16 protein-coding genes are annotated in these 18,569 nt (G+C 70.0%); 5 read left to right on the forward strand and 11 right to left on the reverse strand.

Translation table 11 applies throughout. The annotated features are described in order from the left end of the window. The first annotated feature begins 43 nt into the window (after positions 1-43). Complete coding sequence (locus IEY36_RS20510; RefSeq protein WP_188970226.1) at positions 44-889, forward strand: universal stress protein; 846 nt, start codon at positions 44-46, stop codon at positions 887-889. A gap of 149 nt (positions 890-1,038) precedes the next feature. On the opposite strand, the gene IEY36_RS20515 is transcribed toward IEY36_RS20510, so the two are convergent. Continuing rightward, complete coding sequence (locus IEY36_RS20515) at positions 1,039-2,664, reverse strand: FAD-dependent oxidoreductase (protein ID WP_188970228.1); 1,626 nt, start codon at positions 2,662-2,664, stop codon at positions 1,039-1,041. Between the two features lie 140 nt (positions 2,665-2,804). Between IEY36_RS20515 and IEY36_RS20520 the strand changes: the two genes are divergently transcribed. Continuing rightward, positions 2,805-3,320 (forward strand): VOC family protein, encoded by a 516-nt coding sequence (locus IEY36_RS20520; protein WP_188970230.1) that lies wholly within the window; start codon positions 2,805-2,807, stop codon positions 3,318-3,320. Between the two features lie 65 nt (positions 3,321-3,385). On the opposite strand, the gene IEY36_RS20525 is transcribed toward IEY36_RS20520, so the two are convergent. The 4 genes from IEY36_RS20525 to IEY36_RS20540 form a co-directional block, all read right to left on the reverse strand. After that, positions 3,386-4,738, reverse strand: coding sequence for a metallophosphoesterase family protein (locus IEY36_RS20525; RefSeq protein WP_188970233.1), 1,353 nt, complete (start codon positions 4,736-4,738; stop codon positions 3,386-3,388). Positions 4,739-4,770: 32 nt separating this feature from the next. Then, on the reverse strand, positions 4,771-6,594 hold the full coding sequence (locus IEY36_RS20530; RefSeq protein WP_188970240.1) for an ABC-F family ATP-binding cassette domain-containing protein: 1,824 nt from the start codon (positions 6,592-6,594) through the stop codon (positions 4,771-4,773). A 293-nt stretch (positions 6,595-6,887) separates the two neighbouring features. Continuing rightward, a complete protein-coding gene (locus IEY36_RS20535; protein ID WP_188970242.1) occupies positions 6,888-8,177 on the reverse strand; it encodes an adenylosuccinate synthase in 1,290 nt (429 codons plus the stop codon). Positions 8,178-8,180: 3 nt separating this feature from the next. After that, on the reverse strand, positions 8,181-9,320 hold the full coding sequence (locus tag IEY36_RS20540; RefSeq protein WP_188970244.1) for an ATP phosphoribosyltransferase regulatory subunit: 1,140 nt from the start codon (positions 9,318-9,320) through the stop codon (positions 8,181-8,183). A 192-nt stretch (positions 9,321-9,512) separates the two neighbouring features. Here IEY36_RS20540 and IEY36_RS20545 point away from each other — a divergent pair, with 192 nt between their 5' ends. Together IEY36_RS20545 and IEY36_RS20550 are read left to right on the forward strand one after the other, a co-directional pair. Further along, entirely contained in the window at positions 9,513-9,674 is a 162-nt protein-coding gene (locus IEY36_RS20545) for a hypothetical protein (protein WP_188970246.1), read from the forward strand. A 70-nt stretch (positions 9,675-9,744) separates the two neighbouring features. Next, the gene (locus IEY36_RS20550; RefSeq protein ID WP_188970248.1) at positions 9,745-10,296 is read left to right on the forward strand and encodes a hypothetical protein; all 552 of its coding nucleotides are present in this window, start codon (positions 9,745-9,747) and stop codon (positions 10,294-10,296) included. A gap of 44 nt (positions 10,297-10,340) precedes the next feature. Here IEY36_RS20550 and IEY36_RS20555 read toward each other — a convergent pair whose 3' ends face one another. The 3 genes from IEY36_RS20555 to IEY36_RS20565 form a co-directional block, all read right to left on the reverse strand. Beyond that, the gene (locus tag IEY36_RS20555; protein WP_188970250.1) at positions 10,341-10,736 is read right to left on the reverse strand and encodes a (R)-mandelonitrile lyase; all 396 of its coding nucleotides are present in this window, start codon (positions 10,734-10,736) and stop codon (positions 10,341-10,343) included. Positions 10,737-10,920: 184 nt separating this feature from the next. Continuing rightward, on the reverse strand, positions 10,921-12,504 hold the full coding sequence (gene serA, locus IEY36_RS20560; protein ID WP_188970252.1) for a phosphoglycerate dehydrogenase: 1,584 nt from the start codon (positions 12,502-12,504) through the stop codon (positions 10,921-10,923). Between the two features lie 3 nt (positions 12,505-12,507). Then, positions 12,508-13,683 (reverse strand): phosphoserine transaminase, encoded by a 1,176-nt coding sequence (locus IEY36_RS20565; RefSeq protein WP_188970255.1) that lies wholly within the window; start codon positions 13,681-13,683, stop codon positions 12,508-12,510. A 243-nt stretch (positions 13,684-13,926) separates the two neighbouring features. On the opposite strand from IEY36_RS20565, the gene IEY36_RS20570 reads away from it, so the two are divergent. Next, positions 13,927-14,958: an AI-2E family transporter gene (locus tag IEY36_RS20570; RefSeq protein WP_188970257.1), complete on the forward strand. Its 1,032-nt coding sequence runs from the start codon at positions 13,927-13,929 to the stop codon at positions 14,956-14,958. Here IEY36_RS20570 and IEY36_RS20575 read toward each other — a convergent pair whose 3' ends face one another. From IEY36_RS20575 to glmM, 3 genes are all read right to left on the reverse strand, one after another. Then, the gene (locus IEY36_RS20575; RefSeq protein ID WP_188970259.1) at positions 14,959-15,777 is read right to left on the reverse strand and encodes a DUF1217 domain-containing protein; all 819 of its coding nucleotides are present in this window, start codon (positions 15,775-15,777) and stop codon (positions 14,959-14,961) included. It abuts the gene before it with no gap. A gap of 34 nt (positions 15,778-15,811) precedes the next feature. Next, entirely contained in the window at positions 15,812-16,621 is an 810-nt protein-coding gene (gene thiD, locus IEY36_RS20580) for a bifunctional hydroxymethylpyrimidine kinase/phosphomethylpyrimidine kinase (protein ID WP_188970261.1), read from the reverse strand. Positions 16,622-17,114: 493 nt separating this feature from the next. Then, positions 17,115-18,479 carry a phosphoglucosamine mutase gene (glmM, locus tag IEY36_RS20585; protein WP_188970366.1) on the reverse strand — a complete coding sequence of 455 codons (1,365 nt, stop codon included), beginning with the start codon at positions 18,477-18,479 and terminating at the stop codon, positions 17,115-17,117. Between the last annotated feature and the right edge of the window lie 90 nt (positions 18,480-18,569).

Here is an 18,569-nt window from a genome sequence, read left to right on the forward strand (position 1 = left end):
GGGTCCAACGCCAGACGCGCCAACCAGCAGGGGAGAATTTGCGATGCCGCTGAAAGATATTCTCGTTCACCTCGATACCTCGCCCCAATCGGCTGGGCGGCTTGACCTCGCCATCGACCTCGCCCGCCGGCACGATGCGCATCTGACCGCCCTTCACGTCATCGATATCGGCATGCCGCTGATCGGCATGGCCGATGGTGGCGGCGGTGCGGGCATGGCGGCCCTGTTGGACCAGCTGCGCGACACCGGCCTCGCCGAGGCCGCGCGCATCGAGGCCGATTTCCGCGAGCGCATGCGCCGCGAGTCGATGCAGGGCGAATGGCGTCAGGCCGAAGGCATGGTCGGCGAACTCGTCACCCAGCATGTCCGCTATGCCGACCTGGTGATCGTCGGACAGGACGACCCGGACGGCCCTTCCACCAATTCGGTCGGCCTGCCGGGTGACATCCTGTTCGGCTCGGGGCGACCGGTGCTGGTGATCCCCTATGCCGGCAGCTTCACCACCACCGGCCGGCGCGTGCTGGTAGGCTGGAATGCCAGCCGGGAAGCCGCCCGCGCCGTCAATGACGCGCTGCCGCTGATCGCCAAGGCGGATGCCGCCTGCGTGCTTGTCGCCAATCCGCGCCAAGGACTCGACGGGCATGGCGAGGAGCCGGGGGCGGATATCGCTGTCCACCTCGCGCGCCACGGCGCGACGGTGACGGTCGAACATCGCCTGGCCCCGGACGTGCCGGATGCGGACCTGCTGCTGAACCAGGCGTCAGACATGGCGGCCGACCTGATCGTCATCGGCGCCTATGGGCATTCGCGCCTGCGCGAATTCATGCTGGGCGGGGTGACGCGGTCGATCCTGCGGCAGATGACGGTGCCGGTGCTGATGTCGCATTGATAAAGAGCGCTTCCAGCGCCCTCCACTTTTCATGACCCTCAGACGGCGGACGGCCAGCATGCGCCGGCCTTGCCTTCGCGCCGTGCGCTCGCGGATCGCGGCTGGGCCGCGATCCGGGTTCCGGGGAGGACACCGCGACCTCCGGGGCCCTACCGCGCCCCGGCGTTGCGCTGCGCCAGCCGCTTCCCGACGATGTACCCCCAGGCCATGTTCGGTCCGATCGTCGTCCCGGTACCGACATTGCGTGACCCGATCGGGTTCGCCATGGCGATGCCCGCCGCGAACAGCCCGGGGATGACGCTGCCGTCCGGCCGCAGCACCTCGGCATGTTCGTTGGTCCGCGCGCCACCCTTGGTGCCGAGGATCGACCGGCTGAGTGGCATCGCCAGGAAGGGCGCCCGGGTGATCGGGTCCATCCCCGCCCGGCGCCGCTTGTCGCCGGCCGCCGCCGGGTCGGGCCGGGCCGGACGGCCGAAATCCTCGTCGTGTCCCTCGGTGGCGAAGGCGTTGTAGCGGGCGACGCTCGCCTCCAGCGCCCCCGGCGGCACGCCGATCAGCCCGGCCAGGGTGGCGATATCGGGCGCCTGGCGCATCCAGCCCGGATCGGCCTTCGCCGCCCAGCGCACGGGGGGCACTTGGTCGAGCATGCGCGCATCGGTGATCACCCAGGCCGGCAGATGGATCGGCTGGCCAGTCGCCGGGTCGCGGCGGTCGAGCGCCTCGCCGATGTTGAAGGTCAGCTCGTTCATGAAGCGCTCGCCATGCCGGTTGACCAGCATGGCGTTGGTTTCGGTATGGAAGGGCACCGGCTGGGCCAGCAGGCGCCCCTGGTAGCGCACGGGAATCGAGGGCGCGATGGTCGCCTGGTCCATCCGTGCCAGTTCGGCGCCGGCGGCGGCGGCCATGCGCTGGCCATCGCCCTCATGCGCGGTCGGGCTGCCGCGGTAGTCGACGGGGCCTGGGAAATGCCGGGCAAGCAACTCGGCATCCCATTCGAAACCGCCGGTCGCGATCACCACCCCGGTGCTGGCGGACCAGCTCTCGCGCCCGCCGCCACGTTCGACCACCGCGCCGGTCACCGCGCCCGTCCTGTCCTGGGTCAGTTCCACGGCGCGGGCGGACAGTTCGAATTGCACCCCGGCATCGAGGCAGCCACGCAACAGCCCGGTGACCAGCGCCGTCCCCTTGCCGCGCGCATTGACCAGCCAGCGCCATGCCAGACGCGGCGCCAGCGACAGCGCCGTGCGGTACGGCTTATGGTAGATGTCGGTGGTCACCGCCTCGTGATAGGTGAAGATCTCCGGGATGGTGGACCGCCGGATGCGGAAGGCGAAGCGCCCCGCCCGCCACCGGCTGAGTGCCCGGGGCGACATCATCCGCCCCCGCATCTTCGCCCCCGGCAGGGTCCGCAGCGGGTCAGGTTCCGGGGTCAGGGCGAAACGCAGCGGCGTCTTCGCCTCGACGAATTTCAGCATCTCCGGCGCGGCGCGCACGAAGGCTTCCCACAGAGGCGCCTCGGTCTCGGCCCAACCTTCGGGGGCGGCGGCGCGGATATAGGTCAGCGCCTCCTCGATGCTGTCCTCGATGCCGGCCTCGGCGGCGTGGTGGTTGGCCGGCACCCAGGTGCCGGCGCCCGACATGGCGGTGGTGCCGCCGAGCCGGTCGGTCTTCTCCAGCACCGTGACGCGCAGCCCCTGCGCGGCCGCCGTTAGCGCCGCCACCAACCCCGCCGAGCCCGAGCCCAGCACCAGCACGTCCGTTTGATATGTCCGCATCGGCCTCTCATCCCTCCGCGCCGCCGGTACGGCAAGGGGGTGGAGCGTCATAGGCCAGGGCGATGGCCATGATCCCGCAATCCCATTGGCACGAGCCCGCGCAAAGGCGCATCTGAAGGGGCAGAAGAGGAGCGCTCGCCATGCCCGACACCCTGCCCCAGCCCACTACCGCCCGCCCCGCCATCCATCCGGCGACGCGCATCGGCCATGTCCATCTGAAGGTCGCGAATCTTGAACGCGCCCTCGGCTTCTGGCGCGACGTGATCGGGCTGGAGGAGCAGCAGCGCTATGGCGACCAGGCGGTGTTCCTCTCGGCCGGCGGCTATCACCATCACATCGCGCTCAACACCTGGGAGAGCAAGGACGGCGCCTGGCCACCGCCGGGCACCACCGGGCTGTTCCACGTCGCCCTGCTGTACCCTGACCGCCGGGCGCTGGCGCAGGCGCTGCTGCGGCTGCTGGATGCCGGCTGGCCGCTGGAGGGCGCGTCCGACCACGGGGTCTCCGAGGCGCTATATCTGCGCGACCCGGACGGCAATGGTGTCGAGCTGTATCGCGACCGGGACGAAGCCGATTGGCCGCGCCAGCCAGATGGCAGGCTGGCGATGGTGACGAAGCGGCTGGACCTGAACGCGCTGTTGGCCGAGGCGCAATAAGCAGTGGGGCCGCCGCCCCCACCCCCCGCCGGGGTAACCGTGCTACCCCGGACCCCGCCGTGATTTCAGGGCGCGTGGATGGCGACGGTCAGGGCCGTGCCGGCGAAGGGCCGGTCGGATGGGCCCGTCTGGCCCTGGCCGATGCTCCAGCGGCCGGGCCAAGCCAATTGCTCGATGCCGGTCGCCGATGCGCCGGTGCACGAGGTCCAGCGCGGCTCGTCATGATCCCGAACCAGGATGCCGCCCGGGCCCATCGCCGGGTGGAAGCCGATATGCAGGTCGAAGTCCTGGCCGGGCGCCAGGTCCGGCCCCAGCCAATAAAGCGGACTACGGCCCGGCCGGCGGCCGACGATCACAGTCAGCGTCTGCCGCGCCCCGCGTAGCCCCACCCATAGCGGCGCCAGCGCACCATCCTCGAAGGCCGAAAAGAAGGTCTGCGCCGGCGCCCAGGGCCTGGACGCCGTTCGTCCCGCGCAGCGAAGTTCCACGAATCCGGCGACCTGGCCGGAGAAACCGGCCTCCCGCTCACCCGGACCAATAGCGACCCAGGGCAACCCATCGGTCAGCCGCGGCGGCCATGCCAGCGCCTCCCGCACGACGCCGTCCGTATCCAACACCTGATACCGCAACCCCTCCGCATCGAGCGCCGCCTGCACGCAATGCAGATACTCGACGCCCTCGGGCATCCGATGCGCGGTCCCGGCACCGGCGGTGCAGAGCTGCAGCACGCCGCGATGGACCTGCACGTCGAAGGCGAGGATATGGCTGCAGACATAGGCGAGCACGCCGGCATCGACGAGGATGCCCCAGAAGCGCGCCCTGTCCTCATGGGCGATCTCGCGCTGGCAGTTCCCTTCGAAGCCATTGATCGGAAAGACCGGATGGTGGCCGAGCACGATCTTATACCGCGCATCGGCATGGGCGTTCAGCGTCGCCCGCAGCCAGTCGGTTTCGACATGCCCCTCCCCACCCAGCCCGGTCCAGAGCGTGTGCACGAAGACCAGCAGGAGGTTGCCGCGACGCACCCAGTAGGACAGGCCCTCCTGTCCTGGCGGCCCGTTCGGCGGCAGCGCCAGCACGTCGCGAAACACCGCCTCGCTCATCGCGTCATAGGCGGTGTGGTTGCCCGTGGTGTGCCAGATCGGCGTGCGTTGGCGGTCGAGCCAGCCCATCTCGACATCCAGCCAGTGGCGCCACTGGCCGCGCAGCGCGGCCGGGTCGGGCGTGAGGCCGATGACCTCGTCGCCCGGGAACAGGATGAAGTCGGGTTGCGGCGACAGGCGCCGCACGACGGCATTCACCGCGGCAAAGGTCTGCTCATGCTGGGCGCCGGGCACGCCAGAACAGGAATCGCCGTAGATCAGGAAGTGATGGCCGGCGCCGCGCGGCAGCAGCGCCGGGATCGGTTCATCGGCCATCGGCCTTCATCCACTTCCGCGGCGCGGGCGGTTCAGCCCGCCTCCTCGCGCAGCATCTCCAATTCCAGCCAGCGTTCCTCGGCCGCCGCCAGCGCGGCCTGCGCCTTGCCCAGCGCTTCCGTCGCCTTGCGGAAGCCGACCGGGTCGCGCGTGTAGAAGCCCGTATCGGCCACCAGCGCGCTGAGCTTCGCCATCTCCGCCGACAGCTTCTCCATCTCGCGCGGCAGTGTCTTCAGCTCGTGCTGTTCCTTGGCATTCATCCGCACGCGGCTGCGGGCGGGCGCGGCATCGCGCGGCGCCGGCGCGGCCCTGGCCGCTGCCTTCGCTTCGGCCCGCGCCGGCTCGCCCGAGCGCGCCCGCACGCCATGGCCACGCTGCGCCACCATGTCGGAATAGCCACCGGCATATTCCTGCCAGCGCCCATCGCCTTCCCAGGCGATCACGCTGGTCACCGTGCGGTCGAGGAAGTCGCGGTCATGGCTGACCAGGATGACAGTGCCGGCATATTCGGCCACCAGTTCCTGCAACAGGTCCAGCGTCTCGAGATCGAGGTCGTTGGTCGGCTCGTCCAGCACCAGCAGGTTGGACGGCTTGGCGAAGGCGCGGGCCAGCATCAGCCGCCCGCGCTCGCCGCCCGACAGCGCCGAGAGCGGCGTGCGCGCCTGTTCCGGCGTGAACAGGAAATCCTTCATGTAGCCGATCACATGGCGCGGCTGGCCGTTGACATGCACCTGGTCGCCGCGGCCTTCGGTCAGCGCGGCCGACAGGGTGATCGACGGATCGAGGCTGGCGCGCTTCTGGTCGAGGCCGACCATCTCGATCGCCGTGCCGAGTTTCACTTCGCCGCTGTCGGGCGCCAGCACGCCGATCAGCATGTTCAGCAGCGTGGTCTTGCCGGCGCCATTCGGGCCGACGATGCCGACGCGATCGCCGCGCATGATGCGCGTCGTCACCTCGCGCACGATGGTGCGCTCGCCATAGGATTTGGAAATCGCATCCGCCGCGACGACGAGGTTGCCCGACCCGGCGGCCTCTGACGCCGCCATCGTCACGCGCCCCTGCGCGCCGACACGCTCGCGGTGCTTGGCGCGCAGCGTGTGCAAATTCTCCAGCCGCCGCACGTTGCGCTTGCGCCGCGCGGTCACGCCGTAGCGCAGCCAATGCTCCTCCCGCACGATCTTGCGGGCGAGCTTGTGGGCGTCGCGCTCCTCCTCCTCCAGCACCTGGTCGCGCCAGGTCTCGAAATGCTCGAAGCCCTGTTCCAGCCGCCGCGTGGTGCCGCGGTCGAGCCACACCATCGCCTTCGACAGCCGTTCGAGGAAGCGCCGGTCATGGCTGATCAGAACGAGCGCGCAATTGAGCGAGGCGAGCTCCGATTCCAGCCATTCGATTGCCGGCAGGTCGAGATGGTTGGTCGGTTCATCCAGCAGCAGGATGTCGGGCGAGGAGGCCAGCGCGCGCACCAGCGCCGCGCGGCGCGTCTCGCCGCCCGACAGCGCGGCCGGCTTCTCCTCCCCGGTCATGCCGAGCTGTTCGAGCAGGTAGCGCGCGCGATAGGGCTCGTCATTCGCCCCCAGCCCGGCCTGGACATAGGCCATGACGTCGGGAAATGTGGCGAGGTTCGGCTCCTGCTCCAGGTAGCGCATGGTGGCGCCGGGCTGGAGGAAACGGGTGCCGCCCTCGGCCTGGATCAGCCCGGCGGCGACCTTCAGCAGGGTGGATTTGCCCGAGCCGTTGCGCCCGACCAGGGCCAGGCGTTCACCGGGCGAAACGGACAATCCCGCGCCTTCCAGCAGGCGCGTGGAGCCGAAGCCGTGACGGATATCTTGCAGGATCAGCAGAGGAGGTGGGGCCATTGGCCGCTACCTCGCCGCTTCGCTTGCCCAGGTCAACCGCCGGAGGCGGAATACGGTCGACGGGCCAGGGTCACCGGGCCGCCGACCGTCGCGGCGCGTCACCAACAGCACGAGCCTTTGGCGTGTGCCGAGGCCGCGATTGCGGCCCGCCGGTCGTCGGGCGAAAGCCAAGCCGGCGGACGGGCCCCAATCGAGTTGCAGGGCAACTCGATTGGCTAACCCGGATGCCAGTGCCCGGCGATTGAGGGCATGCGACGGTGAAAATCGACGGTCGAAGCCTTCGACCGTCGATATCACCCCGCGAAGGGGTCGCGCATCATGATGGTGTCGTCGCGCTCGGGGCTGGTGGAGAGCAGCACGATCGGCGCCTCGACCAGTTCCTCGATGCGGCGGACATACTTCACCGCCTCGGCCGGCAGTTCGGCGTAGGACCGGGCGCCGCGGGTCGAACCAGCCCAGCCGGCCATCGTCTCATAGATCGGCTCGGCCGCGGCCTGGGCGCGCAAGGCGGCGGGCAGCCGCTTCACCGTCTCGCCATGGATGCGGTAGCCGGTGCAGATCTTCAGCTCCGGCAGGCCGTCCAGCACGTCGAGCTTGGTCAGCACCAGGCCGTTGATGCCACCGACCTTGACCGCTTGGCGCACCATGCAGGCGTCGAACCAGCCGCAACGGCGCGGCCGGCCGGTGACGGTGCCGAATTCGCGGCCGCGCTCGCCGAGCAGCTTGCCCGTCGCGTCGAACAGTTCGGAAGGGAACGGCCCGGCGCCGACGCGCGTGCAATAGGCCTTGGCGATGCCGAGCACGAAGCCGACCGCATCCGGCCCGACCCCCGCCCCCGCCGCCGCATTGCCGGCGACGGTGTTCGACGACGTCACATACGGATAGGTGCCGTGGTCGACGTCGAGCATTACCGCCTGGGCGCCCTCGAACAGCACGCGCTTGCCGCTGCTGCGCGCCTCATCGAGGCGTTCCCACACCGGCTCGGCATAGGGCAGCAACAGCGGAGCGAGCGCCAGCAGCCCGTCGAGCAGCGCCTGCTTCTCGAATTCCGGGGCGCCGAGGCCGCGGAACAGCGCGTTGTGGTGCAGCAGCAATTCGTCGAGCTTGGCCGACAGCGTCTCGGGTTCGGCGAGGTCGCACAGGCGGATCGAGCGGCGGCCCACCTTGTCCTCATAGGCCGGGCCGATGCCACGGCCGGTGGTGCCGATCTTGTCCTCGCCGCGGGCGGCCTCGCGCGCCTTGTCGAGCGCAGGGTGCAGCGGCAGGATCAGCGGCACGTTTTCGGCGATGCGCAGGTTTTCGGGGGTCACCGTCAGGCCCTGGGCGGTGACGCGGGCGATCTCACTCAGCAGCGCCTCGGGGTCGAGCACCACGCCATTGCCGATGATGCCGGTCTTGCCACGCACCACGCCGGAGGGCAGCAGGGACAGCTTGTAGGTCTCGTTGCCCACCACCAGCGTGTGGCCGGCGTTATGGCCGCCTTGGAAACGCACCACGATATCGGCGCGGCTGGCGAGCCAGTCCACCACCTTGCCCTTGCCCTCGTCGCCCCACTGGGCGCCGATCACGGCGACATTGGCCATGGTTCAGTCCTTCGTCAGGATCGGGACGGGTCTGCCGTCCTTCAGTTCATGGGTGCAGCGCAGACGCTGCGGCGTATCCTCGCCCGCGAGTGCGGCGACGGTCGCGAAGCCCTCGGCGCGGAAGGCCGCGCCATCGGCGCCGATCGGCAGGAACAGCCGCCGCATCGGCGCGCTTGCCGGCGCGGCGCTCAGCACCGCGTCAGGGTAGAGCGTCATGCCGGTCGCCGGCTCGTCATTCTGCGAGACGTAGCGACCGCCGCGGGCGAGTTCGCCGGACATGCCCGGCCCATACAGGGTGAAGGCGACGCCGGTATGATAGCGGAAGCCGCGGAACTCGACCGGGTCGAGCGTGATGCGCAGCCCCGGCGCCCGGGCCTGGATGGCGGCGAGCACCTCCGCGGCGTTCTGGGCGATGGCACGGGCGGCGGGCGGCAGTTCGGCCGCGTCGAGCGCCGCGAGGGCGCCCTCGGCCGGGCCGGTCGCCGCCATCAGCCCCGGCAGGGCGGCGAGCGCCCCTGCCTGGCCGTGCACCAGCGTTGTGACCGCCGCGCTGTCCTTGCGGTCGAGCGCGCGGGCCAGGCTGGAGCGCAGCGGGGCGTCAAGCCCGGCAGCGTCCATCAACGCCGGCACCATGGTCGGCATCGTCACATCGAGGCTGATCTGGGTGACGCCGATCGCGGCCAACGCCTCGATGGCGACGACGGCGACCTCGGCATCCGCCGCCGGGGCGGCGCCGCCGATGAGTTCCACGCCGGCCTGCGGCAATTGGCGCGAGGGGGCGAGCTGGGTGCCGCGCACCCGCAGCACCTGGCCGGCATAACACAGGCGCAGCGGCCGGGCCTGGGCGCCGAGGCGGGTCGCGGCGATGCGTGCGACCTGCGGCGTGGTGTCGGCCCGCAGCCCCATCATGCGCTGGCTGACCGGATCCATCAGGCGGAAGGTCTGCTCGGCCACCGCAGCGCCCGAGCCGGCCAGCAGGCTGTCCTCGAATTCCAGCAGCGGCGGCTTCACCCGTTCGTAACCATGGGCGGCGAAAACGCCCATCATGGCTTCAACGAGAGCGGCCTCCCGCTCGGCTTCGGGCGGCAGGAGGTCGGCGAGCCCCGCGGGCAGCAGGGCGGGATTGGGCAGGTCGTCGGTCATGGCCGGCCGAGGGTGTGGCAGGGCGCCCGCCGCCGGGCAACCCCCGGCGGCCGCGCGCCGCGTTTTCGCCACATCGCGGTCGGGCTGCCGCCATGGCCTCGGCGCATCAACAGCGGGTCCGCTTTACCAGTCGTCAATGATCTCCCTCGCAAGATGACCCGGCACCGATGCTGTGCCGGGAGAAAGAAAGCCATGCCAGACGTCCGCGCTTCCAGCACCTTCCCGGCTTATGCAGCCCAGCACGCCGAAGCGCTTCAGAGCGACGACAACCCCGGCCGCGCCTTCGCCAACGGCATCATGTTGTCGCTGCCGCTCTGGGCTCTGGTCGGCGTCGGGATCTGGGCCATCTTCTGACCTGCGGCCCCTTTTCCAACCGGCCCGCGCTGAGGCATCCTGGCTCTCGCCTGAGGCGATGGAGGGCAGGATGCGGCGCAGGTCGATGATGGTTATGGGGCTGCTGGGCGCCGGGCTTGGCGCCTGCGCGTCCCAGCCACCTGATTTCAGCTATGGCGGCGCCGGCTTCCAGCCGAACAACGTCCGGCTGAACCTCGCCTATGCCGAGCGCAATTTCGGCGACATGACCCAATACCAAGGCAAGCCGGCCGAGGCGGCCGCGGCCCTCGCGCAGTTCGAGGCGGCGGTCGCCGGCATGCGCGACCCCGCCACCTCCATCGCCCTGCCGATGCGCTACGGGTCCCAAGTTGCCGCGGCCGTGCGCGAAGAGCGCGAGGCGATTGGCATCCCGTTGAGCGTGCTGCCCGGCCAAGCCTCGGCCGCGCTGGCCGCTGCCGTCGGGCCCCTGCAGAGCGGCGACCAGGCCGCGATCCGCGCCGCCTTGTCCAACCCCGTCTTCACGCTGGGGCCGGAGGTGACGCTCCAGAGGCTGACCAACCTGCCACGGATGTGGATGATGGAATCCATCGCCCCGATCCTGACCCGCGCCGCCGGCAGCGAGTCGGGGGTGGTGCTGCGCTGACAGCGCCCGCCTTGCGCTGAGGCCCCTCCCCCCGGGCCAGGCCGTCAGCGCCGGTATTGCGCGTCGGTGACATGCTCCATCCAGGTGACAGGGCTGCCATCGAGCTTTTCCTGGACGGCGATGTGGCTCATGGCGGTGGTCACGGCAGCGCCGTGCCAATGCTTCTCGCCCGGCGGGAACCACACCACGTCGCCGGGGCGGATCTCTTCAACCGCGCCGCCCTCGCGTTGCACCCAGCCGCAGCCAGCGGTCACGATGAGCGTCTGACCGAGCGGGTGGGTGTGCCAGGCCGTGCGGGCCCCGGGCTCAAAGGTGACGAGAGCGCCGGCCACGCGCGCCGGATCGGGCGGACTGAACAGCGGGTCGATGCGGACATTGCCGGTGAACCACTCCGCCGGTCCCTTTCCGGAGGGCACTTCTCCCGCGCGCCGAATATCCATGGCTGTCACATCCTCTGTGATCGCCCGGCTCGGTTCAGCCGGGCGCCTGTCCGCCAGATGGGCGCTTGGCCCCGTTCGACCTACCGCTCGCAAGACAGTGTGATGGGCGGTGGGTATGGGCGAACCCGACCGTCGACACGATCCGCGGAGGGCTGGAGGGCGCGCGAGCCCTCCAGCCCTCCGTTCAGAAGGCCAGCGCCGTGGCCTGCACCACCAGCGGCAATTCCCGCACGCCAGCCAGCACGCCATCGGGCATCGGGCCGTCGAGCCCGACCAGGCAGATCGCATCCCCGCCCGGGGCCGAGCGCCCGAGGTGGAAGGTGGCGATGTTCACCCCCGCATCGGCCAGCGCCATGCCGAACCGCCCGATGAAGCCCGGCTTGTCCTTATTGGTGACGTAGAGCATGTGCGGCGCGAAATCCGCCTCCACCGCGATACCCTTGATTGCAACCAGGCGCGGCTTGTTCTCCGCCAGCAGCGTGCCAACGATGCTCCGCTCGAAGCGGTCGGTTACCACGGTCAGGCGGATCAGCGTCTGGTATTCGCCGCTGCGTTCGACCGTGGTCTCGGCCACCTCGATGTCGCGCTGCTTGGCCAGCACCGGGGCGTTGACCATGTTCACCGCGCCCATCAGCGGGGTCAGCACGCCGGCCAGCGCCGCCGCCGTCAGCGGCTTCAGGTTCAGCTCAGCGACGGCGCCTTCGTATTCCAGCCGGATGGCCTTGATCGCGCCGTCCTGCGCAACCGTCAGCTGCCCGGCCATGCCGCCGAGCAGCCGCGCCAATTCCATGTAGGGCTTGAGGCGCGGCGCTTCCTCGGCGCTGACCGAGGGCATGTTGATGGCGTTGGAAACCGCGCCGGTCAGCAGGAAATCCGCCATCTGGTCGGCCACCTGCAGGGCGACGTTCTCCTGCGCCTCGGCCGTCGCGGCACCCAGATGCGGGGTGCAGACGACGTTGTCCAGGGTGAACAGCGGGCTGTCGGTCGCCGGCTCCGTCTCGAACACGTCGAGCGCGGCGCCGGCGAGGTGCCCGGATTTCAGCGCGTCATACAGCGCCGTTTCATCGACCAGCCCGCCACGCGCGCAGTTGATCAGCCGCGCGCCCTTCTTCATCCGCGCGATGGCGTCGCGCGAGATGACGTTGCGCGTCTGCTCGGTCAGCGGCGTGTGCAGGGTGATGAAGTCGGCACGCGCGATCAGGTCGTTTAATTCGACCTTCTCGACGCCGATCTCGACCGCGCGCTTCTCGGACAGGAACGGGTCGAAGGCGATGACGCGCATCTTCAGCCCCAGCGCGCGGTCGGCTACGATCGAACCGATATTGCCGCAGCCGATCAGACCGAGCGTCTTGCCGAACAGCTCGACGCCCATGAAGCGGTTCTTCTCCCACTTGCCGGCCTTTGTTGACACTGACGCGTCAGGCAATTGCCGCGCCAGCGCGAACATCATGGCGATGGCGTGCTCGGCGGTGGTGATGGCGTTGCCGAAGGGCGTGTTCATCACCACGACGCCGCGCGCGGTCGCGGTGGTGACGTCCACATTGTCGACGCCGATGCCGGCGCGTCCCACGACCTTGAGCTTCGGCGCGGCCTCCATCAGTTCGCGCGTCACCTTGGTGGCTGAACGCACCGCCAGGCCGTCGTAGTCGCCGATGATGGCGCGCAGGTCAGCCGGGGACAGGCCCGGCTTGAAGTCCACCTCGATGCCGCGGTCGCGGAAGATCTGCACGGCGGCCGGGCTGAGCTTGTCGGAAATCAGGACCTTCATCGCTCAGGCCACCACGACTTCGGATTCAACGACGGCGAGCGCCCAGTCGAGCCAGGGCAGCAGCGCCTCAATGTCGCTCGTCTCCACCGTCGCCCCGCCCCAGATGCGCAGGCCCGCCGGGGCGTCTCGATAGGCGCCGGCGTCCAGCGCCACGCCTTCCTTCTCCAGCAGCGAGGCGATTTTCTTCGCCGCGGCCGCCTGGGCATCGGCCCCCATCACGGTGAACCAGGGCGCGGTGATGGTCAGGCAGATCGAGGTGCATGACCGCGTCGCCGCGTCCTCGGCCAGGAAGTCATAGCCCGGCTTGGTCGCGACCCAGCGCGCGATGGCGGCGAGGTTCGCCTCCGACCGCGCGATCAGCCCTTTCAAGCCGCCGACGCTCTCGGCCCAGCGCAGCCCGTCGATCGCATCCTCGACGCAGAGCATCGACGGCGTGTTGATCGTCTCGCCCTTGAAGATGCCCTCGATCAGCTTGCCGCCCTTGGTCATGCGGAAGATCTTCGGCATCGGCCAGGCCGGTGTGTGCGATTCAAGCCGCGCGACAGCGCGCGGGGAGAGCGCCAGCATGCCGTGGCCGGCCTCGCCGCCCAGCACCTTCTGCCAGGACCAGGTCACCACATCGAGCTTGTCCCAGGACAGGTCCATCGCGAAGGCCGCGGAAGTCGCGTCGCAGATCGCCAGCCCCTCCCGCCCGGTACTGATGAAATCCGCATTCGGCAGCCGCACGCCCGAGGTCGTGCCGTTCCACACGAAAACCACGTCGCGGTCCGCCGCGACCTGCGCGAGGTCTGGCAGCCGCCCATAGGGCGCTTCCAGCACGCGCGCATCCTTCAGCTTCAGCTGCTTGACGACATCCGTCGCCCATTCCTTCGAGAAGGATTCCCAGGCCAGGATATCGACGCCGCGCGCGCCGAGCATCGACCACAGCGCCATCTCGACCGCGCCGGTGTCGGAGGCCGGCACGATGCCGAGGCGCCAATCGGCCGGCATGCCGAGCACGGCCTTGGAGCGGTCGATCACCTCGGCGAGGCGCGCCTTGGGGTCCTTGGCGCGATGGCTGCGGCCGAGCAGCGCAGGCTCAAGCGCCGCGAGCGTCCAACCGGGACGCTTGGCGCAAGGACCGGAGGAAAAAGCGGGGTTCGCCGGACGGAGTCCGGGCTTGCGGGTGGCGTTTGCCATGATGCAGCTCCCTTCCAGAAGCAGGAACCTGCCGCGCAAAGGTAGCCGCCAAGGCTGGCTGATGAACCTTCCGGGCCGGGCAGGACGCGGTTGCCGGCACGTCGTGCCGATCCGCTGCCGCCGCCAGCACGGGAAAGACCCGCCAGACCGACCGGCTGCCCTTGCGGGGCAGGTCCCGTATGCGCCCCGGTGGGGGGGCGTGGCCCGCGACCCACATACGCCCGCGCCACGACCCAGGCAACCGTGGCGGCCCTGCGCCGTTGCATCACCATGTCGCGCGCTCAGGCCTCGGTTCTCATCCTCGTCGGCCTGGTGCTGGCGCTGTTCGTCTTCGTGCCCGAGGTGCCGCTGCTCGGCGCCGCGGGTTTGTTGCTGGCCATCGCGCTGAGCCTGCCGGCGGGGATGGTGATGCGCTGGACCGGCGCGCCACGCTGGGTCGCGGTGCTGGTCGTGCTGCTGGGGCTGGTGCTGCTCGCCATCGGTGCCGGGGCACTCGCCGCCGGGCCACTGAGCGAGCAGGCCCACAAGCTCACCGAGGATCTGCCGCGCTCCATCCAATCCCTGCGCGAGCGGATGACGCAGAGCCCCTGGGGCGCCTGGTTGGCGGAACGCATGACCCTGCCGGAGGACGGCGCCACCCGGGGGATGGGCCTCGCCGCCACCGCCGCCAGCACCACGCTGGGCTGGATCGGCAATGCCGCCGTCATCCTGCTGGTCGGCGTCTATCTGGCACTGCGCCCGACGGACTACATGGCGGGGCTGCGAGCGTTGCTGCACCCGAGCCTCGATGCGCCGGCGGCCGCGGCGCTGCGCGAATGCGGCGAGGTGTTGCGCGGCTGGCTGGCAGGGCAGGCCTTCGCCATGGTGGTCAGCGGCACGCTTACCTGGGTCGGGCTGACGCTGCTCGGGGTGCCACTCGCCGGCGTGCTGGCGGTGCTGGCGGCGCTGCTTGGCTTCATCCCGAATATCGGCCCGGTCATCGCCGCGGTACCGGCCATGCTGCTGGCGACGACGATCTCGCCCTGGCTCGCGCTGTGGGTGGCGCTGCTGTTCCTGGCCACGCAGTTCATCGAGGGCAATATCCTGACGCCGCTGGTGCAGGCGGAGATGGCCGACCTGCCGCCGGCCGCGCTGCTCATCGCGCAGGTGTTGATGGCGTCCTTCTTCGGGCTGCTCGGCGTGGCGCTGGCCGCGCCGCTCGCCGCGGTGGCGGCGGTGCTGATCCGGCGAGGTTATGCCGAGAGATGGCTCGGCCGCGACCCGGCCCGGCCGTGATCAGGCCCGCAGGCTGACTGAGAGCGTGGTGATCATCGACAGCGCATCGGTTGAACTGGAGCTGCCTTCCGCCGCCGCATTCGCCGCTGCGATCAGGTAGCGCTCGGCGAGCTTCCGCACCGCCTTGTCGTCCTGCAGGCTGTCGATCCTGAGGCGGGAGGTGACCGCGCGTCCCTGCGTCTCGACCGCCTGGATGGCCATGGCGTCGGGCAATTCGAGCGCGCCGGTAACGACACGGCGCAGCACGGTATTGCCCAGCACGCCGTAGACGTCGGTCGCTGTCTTGGCCGATTCGAGGAAGTAGAGCGCATCCGACATGCCGGCCTGGGTGTCGTCGAGCCCGGTCCGGTACTGGTACTTCAGGAAACCATTGGTGAGGTTCTCGACCAGCGTGCTGTCGCGCAGACCCGCCAGCCCGGTCGAATGGACGCCGAGCGTCTCCGCCGCCGCCTGCCAGGTGGTGCCGAGTTGCGCCGCCAGGCCCTTGGTGTCTTTCGGGTCGGACAGCAGCGCGCGACGCACGAGCGCGCCGTTACCCTCCTGCCCCGCCAGGCCAAGCGCGGGCAGCAGCACCTTGAGGATGCGGGGGTCCTGCAAGGCCTTCTCGATGGTGTCGGCCTTGTCGAGCGCTGTGCGGAACTGCGCCAGGGCGGAGATCGAGACTGGGTCCTTCTTCTCCCGCTCGATGCCCTTGGCCTCGGCGCCATCGGCGGTGGCGCGTTGCAGCGCCGGGATCGCCATGGCGGCCGAGCCGGTGCTCGCGGTCGTCGATGACGACACGCCGAACAGCGCCTGCACCATGGAGAGAGAGAGATCCATGCCGCAGCCTAGGCCCGCACCGATGAAAACACGGTTAACCCGGCAGGCGGGCAGGGTCGAAGGTGATGCCGTGGTCGAGCGGCCCATGCCCCGCGCCATAGCCGGGTGCAGCCGCGATCGCCGCCAGCACATAGGCGCGTGCCCGGATGACGGCGTCGCGCAACGACATCCCCTGCGCGAGGCCGGTGGCGATGGCGCTGGCCAGGGTGCAGCCGGTGCCATGGGTGTGGCGGGTGTCGATGCGCGGGGAGGAGAATTCCTCGGTGCCTTCCGCCGTCACCAGCAGGTCGGTGAGGATATTGCCCTCCAGATGCCCGCCCTTCAGCAGCACGGCCGGCACGCCCAGCGCCCGCAGAGCCGTCGCGGCCTCGCGCATCTCGGCCACTGTGCGGATCGGGCGGCCGGCCAGCACCTCGGCCTCGGGCAGGTTCGGGGTGATGATGGTGGCGAGCGGCAGCAGACGCGCCTTGAGCGTCTCCACCGCATCGGGCGCGAGCAGCGGGTGGCCGCCCTTGGCGACCATTACCGGGTCGGCCACCAGCGGGATGCCGCGGGCGCGCGCGATGAGTTCGTCGCACACCGCCTCGATCACGGGCACAGCGTGCAACATGCCGGTCTTGATGGCATCGGCGCCGAGGTCGTCGAGCACCACGGCGATCTGCTGGCGGATGAAGTCGGTTGGCACGCCCATCACGCCATGCACGCCGAGCGTGTTCTGCGCGGTGAGTGCGGTGATCGCCGTCATGGCGAAGCCACGCAGCGCCGTGACCGCCTTGATGTCGGCCTGGATGCCGGCGCCGCCGCCGGAATCACTGCCGGCGATGATGAGGACACGGCCCTTCATGGGCAGCCTGCGTCGTTGGCGCCAAGATTGGAGGGGCTTTGCCCCTCCAAGCCACCCCACCAAAGGCCTAAGGGCCTCTGGACACCGATACTTGGCGTTGGGCGGGAGAGGTGTCTCGGGGAACAAGAGCCGCGTTGGGCACGAGAACGACCCCTAGTTCCGATCCGACGCGCAGTGCCAAGTGCCAAGTCATGATGTCCAGAGGACCTTAGGCCTTTGGTGTGGGGCATGATGCGCAGCTTCACGCGGAGGGCGCAAAACCCTCTACGATTCCGCCACGGGGCCGCGCCACCCTCGCGCGCATGCTGCGGCACCCATTCAAGCCATCCTGAAAACGGATCCTCGGCACTGGGCATCGCGGCCACCGATGGCATCGCGCACGCCTGTGGAAGCCGCTCCACCCGTCCAACAAATGGTGTCCAGAGACCCTTAGGCCTTTGGCGGGGAGAGGTCCGGAAACGGGCAGCGCCCCTCTCCGCAGCCACGCGTTGCGTCACGCCGCCCGTGCCTTCGCCCGGATCGCCTCCGCCAGCCGCGCCACCGTCTCCGCCACCAGCGCCTCGTCCTCCGCCTCGGCCATGACGCGGATCACCGGTTCGGTGCCGCTGGCGCGGATCAGTACGCGCCCGCGGCTGCCGAGCGCCTTCTCCTCGCTGGCGATCGCCGCCTTCACCGCCTCGTCATGCAGCGGCGAAGCGCCGGCGTAGCGGACATTCACCAAGCGCTGCGGCAGCGGCGCGAAGCAGCGCAGCACCTCGCTGGCCGGACGGCGTTCCTCGACCAGCACGCCCAGCACCTGCAACGCGGCGATCAGCCCATCCCCGGTGGTGCCGAAATCCGGCATGATCATGTGGCCGGACTGTTCGCCACCGAGGTTGCAGCCGGTCTCGCGCATGCGCTCGCCGACGTAGCGGTCGCCCACCGCGGTGCGCAGCAGCCCGAGGCCGCGCGTGGCGAGGAAGCGCTCCAGCCCCATGTTGGACATCACCGTGGCGACCACCGCGCCGCCGCGCAGCCGGTCCTGCGCCAGCCAGGAACGCGCGATCAAGGCGAGGATCTGGTCGCCATCGACGACCTGGCCGTGTTCATCGACCAGTACGACGCGGTCGGCATCGCCATCGAGCGCGATGCCGAGATCGGCGCGGCGTTCCTGCACCAGCGTCGCGAGTGCGCCTGGCGCGGTCGAGCCGACGCCCTTGTTGATGTTGAAGCCATCCGGCGCGACGCCGACGGAGACCACCTCGGCACCCAATTCCCACAGGACGGTGGGGGCGACCTTGTAGGCGGCGCCATGGGCACAATCGACGACGACGCGCAGGCCCTCGAGCGTGCGGCCGCGCGGAAAGGATTGCTTGGCGGCCTCGATGTAGCGGCCGGGCGCGTCCTCCAGCCGGCTGGCCCGGCCGAGGCGACCCGGGGCGACCATCGCCGCCGCCAGGTCGCCGGCCATCAGCGCCTCGATCTCGCATTCCTGGTCGTCGGTCAGCTTCAGCCCGTCCGGGCCGAACAGCTTGATGCCGTTATCCTCATACGGGTTGTGCGAGGCGCTGATCATCACGCCGAGATCGGCGCGGAGCGAGCGCGTCAGCAGCGCGATCGCGGGCGTGGGCAATGGGCCGACCAGCACCACATCCATCCCCGCGCCGATGAAGCCCGCGGTCAGCGCCGGTTCCAGCATGTAGCCCGACAAGCGGGTGTCCTTGCCGATGACGACGCGGTGGCGATGCGTACCGCGGTTGAAATACCGCCCGGCCGCCTGGCCAAGGCGCAACGCCGTCGCGGCATCCATCGGCGCCTGGTTGGCGGTGCCGCGAATGCCATCCGTGCCGAACAGTCGGCGGGCAGGCGGCGGGGGCATGACGTCGTCCTTGGGCATGGCGGGATCCTTCAGTGTCATCCGTACAGCGCCGGGTGGTCGTTTGAGAAGTGTTCGCCATCGCAGCACCCG

This window comes from Neoroseomonas lacus, assembly GCF_014644535.1.
Classification (GTDB): domain Bacteria; phylum Pseudomonadota; class Alphaproteobacteria; order Acetobacterales; family Acetobacteraceae; genus Neoroseomonas; species Neoroseomonas lacus.

What these genes read in the sequence shown, in the direction of transcription:
- IEY36_RS20575 (WP_188970259.1), bottom strand. Translation starts at nt 15,777, where the DNA reads ATGGATCTCTCTCTCTCCATGGTGCAGGCGCTGTTCGGCGTGTCGTCA.
- IEY36_RS20545 (WP_188970246.1), top strand. Translation starts at nt 9,513, where the DNA reads ATGCCAGACGTCCGCGCTTCCAGCACCTTCCCGGCTTATGCAGCCCAG.
- IEY36_RS20565 (WP_188970255.1), bottom strand. Translation starts at nt 13,683, where the DNA reads ATGGCAAACGCCACCCGCAAGCCCGGACTCCGTCCGGCGAACCCCGCT.
- thiD (WP_188970261.1), bottom strand. Translation starts at nt 16,621, where the DNA reads ATGAAGGGCCGTGTCCTCATCATCGCCGGCAGTGATTCCGGCGGCGGC.
- IEY36_RS20530 (WP_188970240.1), bottom strand. Translation starts at nt 6,594, where the DNA reads ATGGCCCCACCTCCTCTGCTGATCCTGCAAGATATCCGTCACGGCTTC.
- IEY36_RS20515 (WP_188970228.1), bottom strand. Translation starts at nt 2,664, where the DNA reads ATGCGGACATATCAAACGGACGTGCTGGTGCTGGGCTCGGGCTCGGCG.
- IEY36_RS20520 (WP_188970230.1), top strand. Translation starts at nt 2,805, where the DNA reads ATGCCCGACACCCTGCCCCAGCCCACTACCGCCCGCCCCGCCATCCAT.
- glmM (WP_188970366.1), bottom strand. Translation starts at nt 18,479, where the DNA reads ATGCCCCCGCCGCCTGCCCGCCGACTGTTCGGCACGGATGGCATTCGC.
- IEY36_RS20555 (WP_188970250.1), bottom strand. Translation starts at nt 10,736, where the DNA reads ATGGATATTCGGCGCGCGGGAGAAGTGCCCTCCGGAAAGGGACCGGCG.
- serA (WP_188970252.1), bottom strand. Translation starts at nt 12,504, where the DNA reads ATGAAGGTCCTGATTTCCGACAAGCTCAGCCCGGCCGCCGTGCAGATC.
- IEY36_RS20510 (WP_188970226.1), top strand. Translation starts at nt 44, where the DNA reads ATGCCGCTGAAAGATATTCTCGTTCACCTCGATACCTCGCCCCAATCG.
- IEY36_RS20540 (WP_188970244.1), bottom strand. Translation starts at nt 9,320, where the DNA reads ATGACCGACGACCTGCCCAATCCCGCCCTGCTGCCCGCGGGGCTCGCC.
- IEY36_RS20535 (WP_188970242.1), bottom strand. Translation starts at nt 8,177, where the DNA reads ATGGCCAATGTCGCCGTGATCGGCGCCCAGTGGGGCGACGAGGGCAAG.
- IEY36_RS20525 (WP_188970233.1), bottom strand. Translation starts at nt 4,738, where the DNA reads ATGGCCGATGAACCGATCCCGGCGCTGCTGCCGCGCGGCGCCGGCCAT.
- IEY36_RS20550 (WP_188970248.1), top strand. Translation starts at nt 9,745, where the DNA reads ATGCGGCGCAGGTCGATGATGGTTATGGGGCTGCTGGGCGCCGGGCTT.